Source organism: Gabonia massiliensis (assembly GCF_001403595.1).
GTDB classification, from domain to species: domain Bacteria; phylum Bacteroidota; class Bacteroidia; order Bacteroidales; family Coprobacteraceae; genus Coprobacter; species Coprobacter secundus.
In genome coordinates this window covers 1,250,294-1,257,799 of record NZ_LN877939.1, presented here as the reverse complement: position 1 = coordinate 1,257,799, position 7,506 = coordinate 1,250,294, and the positions used below count along the sequence as shown (strand labels likewise).

4 protein-coding genes are annotated in these 7,506 nt (G+C 36.6%); all 4 read left to right on the top strand.

Annotation, left to right across the window (positions count from 1 at the left end):
* Positions 1-1,063 (top strand): TonB-dependent receptor domain-containing protein (locus BN2628_RS09680; RefSeq protein ID WP_411267743.1); only part of this gene is annotated, 1,063 nt, incomplete at its 5' end.
* A 21-nt stretch (positions 1,064-1,084) separates the two neighbouring features.
* Positions 1,085-2,932 (top strand): RagB/SusD family nutrient uptake outer membrane protein, encoded by a 1,848-nt coding sequence (locus BN2628_RS09675; protein ID WP_044225874.1) that lies wholly within the window; start codon positions 1,085-1,087, stop codon positions 2,930-2,932.
* Positions 2,933-2,962: 30 nt separating this feature from the next.
* Positions 2,963-5,722 carry a SusC/RagA family TonB-linked outer membrane protein gene (locus tag BN2628_RS09670; protein WP_021930597.1) on the top strand — a complete coding sequence of 920 codons (2,760 nt, stop codon included), beginning with the start codon at positions 2,963-2,965 and terminating at the stop codon, positions 5,720-5,722.
* 14 nt (positions 5,723-5,736) lie between these two features.
* Complete coding sequence (locus tag BN2628_RS09665; RefSeq protein WP_082430158.1) at positions 5,737-7,458, top strand: RagB/SusD family nutrient uptake outer membrane protein; 1,722 nt, start codon at positions 5,737-5,739, stop codon at positions 7,456-7,458.
* Positions 7,459-7,506: the final 48 nt, after the last annotated feature.

Here is a 7,506-nt window from a genome sequence, read left to right as displayed (position 1 = left end):
GGGACCTACATCAAGCCGACCTACAAATTCTATTATAGAGGGAAAGGTCCCAAATGAACGAGCTCAATGGGAACGAGCCAAGAAACATAATTTAGGTGTTGATTTAGGCTTTTTCGATAATACTTTGACATTGAGTGGTGAGTTTTTTGCGGAAGATAGAGATGGTATTTTGATGAGTCGTAGAGCTGTTGCGTCATGGTTTGGGCAAGATATGGCAGATATGAATATTGGAGCCGTAAAGCGACATGGATTTGAGTTTGAGTTATCATACTATGGTACTATCCGTAAAAAATTAAATTATTGGATTAAGGGTAATTATAATTACAATGAAAATAGAATTACTAATCAAGATGATCCATTGTTACTCCCAGATTATCAAAAACTGGCGGGAAAACCTATAGGGACTATAACAGCTGCAAAAAATATAGGTTATTACCAGAATATGGATGAGATGTATAATTATAATTTGTCTCAGAGCGGTTTGATGGTAGTTGGATCAGATAAATTATTGGATTTTAATGGTGATGGAAAAATCGATTCAAATGACTATATACCGGTAGGAAAAACTTCTCGTCCGAATATAACCTATGGTATTTCTGGCGGATTAGAATACAAAGGTTTTGAATTTAATTTTCTTGTGCAAGGAGCTGCATCTATTTCGCGTAATTGGGGAAATGGAATCAATAATCCTATGTTTTTTAAAGATCCGGGAGAGATGTATGTAAAAGTAAAAGGCCGAGATGATATGTGGACTCCTGATAATCGAGATGCCGAGTATGCTACTTGGGGTGGATGGACCACTTATGATGTAGCAACGAGTAAAGCATTAGTGAGTGGTAAATATTTGAGATTGAAGTCATTAGAACTTGCATATTCATTGAAGGGAAATTATATGAAAAAAATAGGTCTTTCTTCTGCAAGAATTGCTTTGACGGGGTATAATTTATTGACATGGGCACCAGGATATATTTTAGGAGATCCTGAGAATGAACCGGATAGTTTTAGTCTTACCTACTATCCTATACCACGTAGATATACGCTTTCTTTACAAATTAATTTTTAATCATTAAAAATTGTGCAACCAATGAGAAAATTAATAAAATGTACTATATCCTTCTTTATTCTTACTGTTGGGCTTAGTTCTTGTGTTGATTTTTTGGATAGGACCCCAGATTCAGTAGCTTATGATGATGAAGAGGTCTTTACAGATTATACTAAAAGTCAGGAGTTTATCAATCAATTGATGACCCCGTTTCGGTATTTTGATGATAATGATATTGAAGGAGCATATGCTAGTACTAGTTATTATGGAACACACGGGAAATCTTGTTATGGACTTCGGGAACGGATTACAGATAATTGTATCTATAATCCAAAATATTCTTGGGTAGCGATTAACCGGTATCGAAATGGAGACTTTTGGAGCGACCGTAGTATATATTGGAGTGAAGGTTCAGATATTCGTTTTGAAACTATTTGGAAAGCTATTCGTGTTGCAAATGTGTCTATCTCTAATATCGATAGATTACAAAATGCTACAGAAGAGCAACGAAATAAAATTTTAGGAATGGCTTATTTTCTACGAGGACATTTTTATTTTATGTTGTTGCAGGGGTGGGGCGGGATGCCTTATATTACAGAGCCATTAGATCCGGAACAAAATATGGATCTCCCTAGGGAGTCCTATATTGAAACGGCGAAAAAGATAGCTGCAGATTTTGAGACATCTTCTACTTACTTGCCTTTGATTATAGATGAAACGGAATGGGGGCTACCTTCTAGAATGGCTGCTAAGGCGTATAAGGCAAAAGCTCTATTATGGGCGGCCAGTCCGTTTGCTAATAAAAATAATGATCAGCAATTGTGGGAAGATGCTGCTATTGCGGCAGGAGAGGCGATAAAAATGGCAGAGGAGTCGGGCTATTATCAATTGATAGATTTAGAAAATTTCAAAAAATTATTTGTTGATTGTAACGAAGAGACTCTAAAGGAGATAATTTTTGGAAGATTATTTAAGAATACTACAGGACCGGGCGGAAGTAATGCTCCTCATTACTGTGGCATTCCTTCGACAGAGTTTGGTGCTAGTGCTTATGGCGCGGAATCGGTTACTGAAAATTTAGCTCAATGCTTTACTTGGAATAATGGAGAACCTATAAATCCGAATACAGATGAGTATAAACATCATCCTTATACAGGTGACGGTGTAAATCATACAGGAAGAGACCCTCGTTTTTATCAAACTATATTGTATAATGGAGCCTCGACTCCTCAAGTGACGGCAAAAGGTCGTACTGTTCAGATTTGGAATAAATCATATAATGGTTCTGTGGCAAAGGAATTGGTTTTACAAGATGGGAATGCCAAAGAAGGGTATACTATGACAGGATATTATAATTGGAAATTGTATTCTGATGCGTACGCCAAAAAAGGCAAGACAATGGTTATGTGGAACTATATCCGTTTGGCTGATGTCTATTTATATTATGCAGAGTCAGCTAATCGGGCTTGGGGACCGACTGGAGTTCCATCTCAGATTCAAGGATTTTCAATGACAGCTGTAGATGCGATAAATAAGGTTCGTGCACGGGCTCAAATGCCTTCTTATGATAATGCAAGCCCTTCAGAATGGTTGCGCCCAGGATCTGTTGAAGAATTTGAAAAGAAAATTAGAAATGAATATCGGGTGGAGACCGCTTTTGAAGAAAAGCGTTTTTATGATTTGCGTCGTTGGAATTTAATGCTTGATGCTGATGTACAGACTACATATGGCATGTATATTGAACAGACAGGTCCAGACCAATATACATATACAGTAACTCCGTTAGGATATACATATAATTTAAAATGGTTACAGCATCATTATCTGTTTAAAATCAAGACAACCGATACGTCTTTAGGTCCTAATTTTGAGCAGAATCCTGGATGGTAATTGATTTCACAACTTTAAATTTGATTCTATATGAAGTTCAATATAAAATATTTATTTTTTACAATGGCCTTTTCATCAGTTGCAGTAAATGCACAATTGTCTCTTCCTGCCGATTCTGTAGATAAAGCTAAAAAAGAGGTCAATGTACTTTTTGGTCAACAGGAGTATGGTCGTTTTGTCGGAAACATGAGTACCATTAAGGGGAGTGATTTGGAAACTTATCCGGCGTTGATGATAAATGAAGCTTTGGCAGGCAAGCTACCAGGTGTTTTTATTCGGCAAAATCAGGGGACTCCGGGAATAGATGATTTTAATATAGCTGTTCGGGGTAGTTTGGGAGGATATATAGTTTTAGTTGATGGAGTAGATAGAACTTTGACTCAATACGATATCGAGCAGATTGAGGAGGTTACTGTTTTAAAAGATCCAGTATCTAAGGCTCTTTATGGAGGACGGATGTGTAACGGTATTATAATGGTAACAACAAAACGAGGTAAAAATACAGGAAAGGAGTTTCGTTTGAATATACAGCAGGGGATGAAACGTCCGACTCGTTTGCCGGGTTATCTCAATGCTTATGATTTTGCGACTAAATATAATGAGGCACTTAGTAATGACGGAATTACGACTGGGAGATATGACGATGCAGCTTTAGAAGGTTATAAAAATGGGAATAGGCCCTACCAATATCCTGATGTAGATTATTATGATGAGTTTTTGAATAATTTTATGAATGTGACGAGGGTCAATGCCGAATATTATGGCGGTAATGAAAAGACTCGTTATTATGTGCATGGTGCATATCAGAATGAAGGTGGCCTTGAAAAGTATGGGGATAAAAAGACCAAAATGAACGCATTTAATTTGCAAGGAAATTTAGATACGCAATTCTCAAAGGCAATTTTATTACATGCCAATTTTGCTGGTTATATAGGAGATAGAGTAAACCCTGGAGGTTTTAATTTTTCTACATTATCATCTCGTTATCCGAATGCTTATCCCATTTTCGTCGGAAAAGATAGTGTTGGGGGTACTTCGAGCTGGTTAGATAATCCATATGCCGCACAGGCTTTGACTGGATATTATAGGGAATCACAGATTCGTGTTCAGGGGGATATGGCTTTGACTTTTAAATTAGACCGTTTTGTAAAAGGCCTGTCTGTAAAACCGGTATATTCTTTCGATGTATATCATATGCAAAAGTTATCGAAAATTCATCGTCCAGCTATTTACAGTATTGCTTCATTTGACGAAAATGGCAATCCATTGACATTTAATGAAATACAAACTTCTCAGCCTGCAACGGAGCAATCTTTTGCTGGAGATGATTATCTGAATCGATGGACATTTATGACCACGGTTTCATATGATCGTGTTTTTAATAAGAATCATGCATTTAAGGCTGATTTAGTTTATTATATTTCTAAAGCTAGTACGGCTGGAGATCAGTATGATTATAAACGATTAAATTTAGGGTTACGAGCCAATTATACATTCAGAGAAAGATACACAGTCGAAGGTGTTATTAATTATGTGGGTTCTCAAAGTTATGCACCGGATCATCGTTTTAAGTTTTATCCGGCAGTTGGTGCAGGATGGTTGGTTTCGAACGAATCTTTTATGAAAGATATAGATGCAGTTGATTTTTTTAAAGTAAATGCTTCTTGGGGTATTATGGGTGATGGTAATATTTCTCCGAATCTGTGGAGACGCTCTTGGGGTTCGGGCGGACGCTATTATTTTAATTCATCATCTTACGGAGCAACATCTCAGCTGACACAAGTAGAAAATTATGCGTTGAATTGGCCGAAACAGCAGGAAATCGATATCAGTTTAGAGATGAATTTTTTGAAAAGTATATATGCTAAATTTTCTTATTTTGATTATAAGCAAACTGGACTATTAAGTAAAAAGGTTAATACAGTCCCTTCCATCATTGGTGGAACTTTATTTTTACCTTATGACAACTTTGAGGAGAGTGGTATGAAAGGTATGGAAGTCGAGTTGGCATATGGTCGTAAGATTAAGGATTTTAGTTTTAGAATAGGTGCACATGCGACTTATAGTAAAACGAATAAAATTGTAGTAGATGAGTTAAATGACCCGAATTATACAACAGTAGGTACACCGACAGATGCTATTTGGGGATATCGTTCGAATGGCTATTATACGCAAGCCGAAATTGATGAGATACAAGCAGGGACTAGTAATTTACCGATGTTGGCCGATTTGAATCCTTTGACATTGAAAGCAGGAAATATTAAATACCAAGATTTGAATCATGATGGGGTTATAGATAAATATGATACTGAAGTAATTGGAAATTCGGCTCCGAGATTGATGTATGGTTTTGATTTTAATTTCGGATATAAAGGTTTCAATCTTTATGTTATGTTCTTAGGATATGGAAAACATGATTGCTTATTAAATAATACATATTATCAGATACATTCTACTCGTAAATATTCTAATGTATTAAATGATGGACTTCCGAATGGTAATCCTCATCCTCTGTTGACAACAGGTGAAGGAACGAATGATTTTCAGACTTCGGATTATTGGATAGCTAATGGACGTTATTTGAAATTGCAAAATGTTGCTTTATCTTATTCTTTGCCAAAGAAAGCCATTGATAAGATGCGAATGAAGGAAATGAAATTTACTCTTTATGGAACGGATTTATTGACATTTTCGAAAATAAAAGGTTTAGATCCAGAGTCTTTTGATGCCGGATTAACACAATTCCCATTGTTTAGCACTTATGCATTGGGAGTATCAGTAACATTCTAAAATAGAACTTGATTATGAGAACATTCAAATATTTATCTATCATTCTTTTAGCCTTTATGTTTGATAGTTGTTCCGATTTTTTGGAACCGAATATGGATAACTATAAAAGTGAAGAAGTTATAGAACGGGCGAAGAATGATTTTATGGGAGTATTATATGTGACTTATGAGTCTTTGCCGAAACGTATAGATTTTACTTATGAGGCTGCGACTGATAATGCGGTTACAAATAATGAAAGCACAGCATCTTCTCGAGGAGCTAGAGGAGGGTTGACGGCAATGAATAATCCCTTTGGAGATACATGGACAAATAATTATCAGGCTATAAATAATATAAACTGGTATATAGAGAGAATGGTTCTGGACCCGACGCAAACAATCCCTACGCCTGTGAGATTTGACTTGGATCCTGATGTAAATATGCAATATTTTTATTTTACATTAGGAGAAGCTTATTTTATGAGGGCATGGTTCCAATTTGATTTATTACAGAAATACGGGGGTATTGCTGCTGATGGTAAAGCATATGGTTTCCCTATTTCTACTAAGTATTTAAATACGGAGATGAATTTAGATCAGCCTCGTAATACATACGAAGAATGTGCAAAACGTATCGCGGCTGACTGTGATAGTGCCTATAAATATCTTCCATTGATTTATTCGAAAACAAATGGAACTTTGGCGGATGGATTGGTGACCGAATCAGGACATGCTTCGGGAATTGCGGCTTTAGCATTGAAAACAAGAACATATCTTTATGCAGCCAGTTCGGCTTATAATCCTGATAACGATACAGAAAAGTGGAGGAGAGCCGCAGAGGCAGGTATGAAGGCGATAGATGCCATCGGTTTTGATAATTTGCGGTCTTTTGCAGCTTATATTAATAAAAGCAGGTTGAATGATGGAGACTATACTAATCCGGATATATTCTTCAGAGGACCGGTCCAAAAGGAAGTGACCACTTATGAAAAGGAAAATTTTCCTCCAAGGGCCGGTTCAGGAGGTGGATACATAAATCCATCTCAAAATTTAGTAGATGCGTTTCCAATGAGCGATGGTTATCCCCGTACAGCATCGTCCGAGACAAAACCATATGATCCGAATAATCCGTTCAAGAATAGGGATCCTCGTCTCGATTTATTCATTCTTCGTTCAGGGGAATCTTTTGCCGGAATTTCTATAGATACAGAAGTTGGAGGATTAGATGGTTATGGTACTGATGTAAATGCAACCCGTTCGGGATATTATTTACAAAAATTATTGGATAAAAATGTGCGTATAGAAGCGGGGAAAGTAGTTACTACAAGTTTTGTTACTATACTATTAGGACGTCCTGAATTGTATTTGAATTTTGCTGAAGCTGCTCTTATGGCGACAGGTAATCCTGATGATAAGACATATAAATATTCGGCGAGAGAGGCTTTACAGATGATAAGAAATAGAGCTTTAGGAGCAGGCAAAGACACCTACTTACCATTAGTAACGTCGTTTGATGCATTTTGGAATTTACTTAAAAATGAACGTAGATTGGATCTCTGTTTTGAAGGGCATCGCTTTTGGGATTTGAGACGTTGGAGTGAGGGCATATCTGACATGCAATCTATTAATGAACCGGTATATGGCATATATTCGGATAATCCGTTGGAATTGAGACAGTATAAGTCTCCCTATATGCCAATACCGTATAGTGAAATGATAAAAACGAATAATTTAGTAAATAATGCCGGTTGGGAGTAAGAGAAAGGTGTGTAAGATTTAAGATGTTAGTTTATAAATTTAAAATCA

Coding starts and splice junctions, on each gene's coding strand:
- BN2628_RS09675 (WP_044225874.1), top strand. CDS start 1,085: ATGAGAAAATTAATAAAATGTACTATATCCTTCTTTATTCTTACTGTT.
- BN2628_RS09665 (WP_082430158.1), top strand. CDS start 5,737: ATGAGAACATTCAAATATTTATCTATCATTCTTTTAGCCTTTATGTTT.
- BN2628_RS09670 (WP_021930597.1), top strand. CDS start 2,963: ATGAAGTTCAATATAAAATATTTATTTTTTACAATGGCCTTTTCATCA.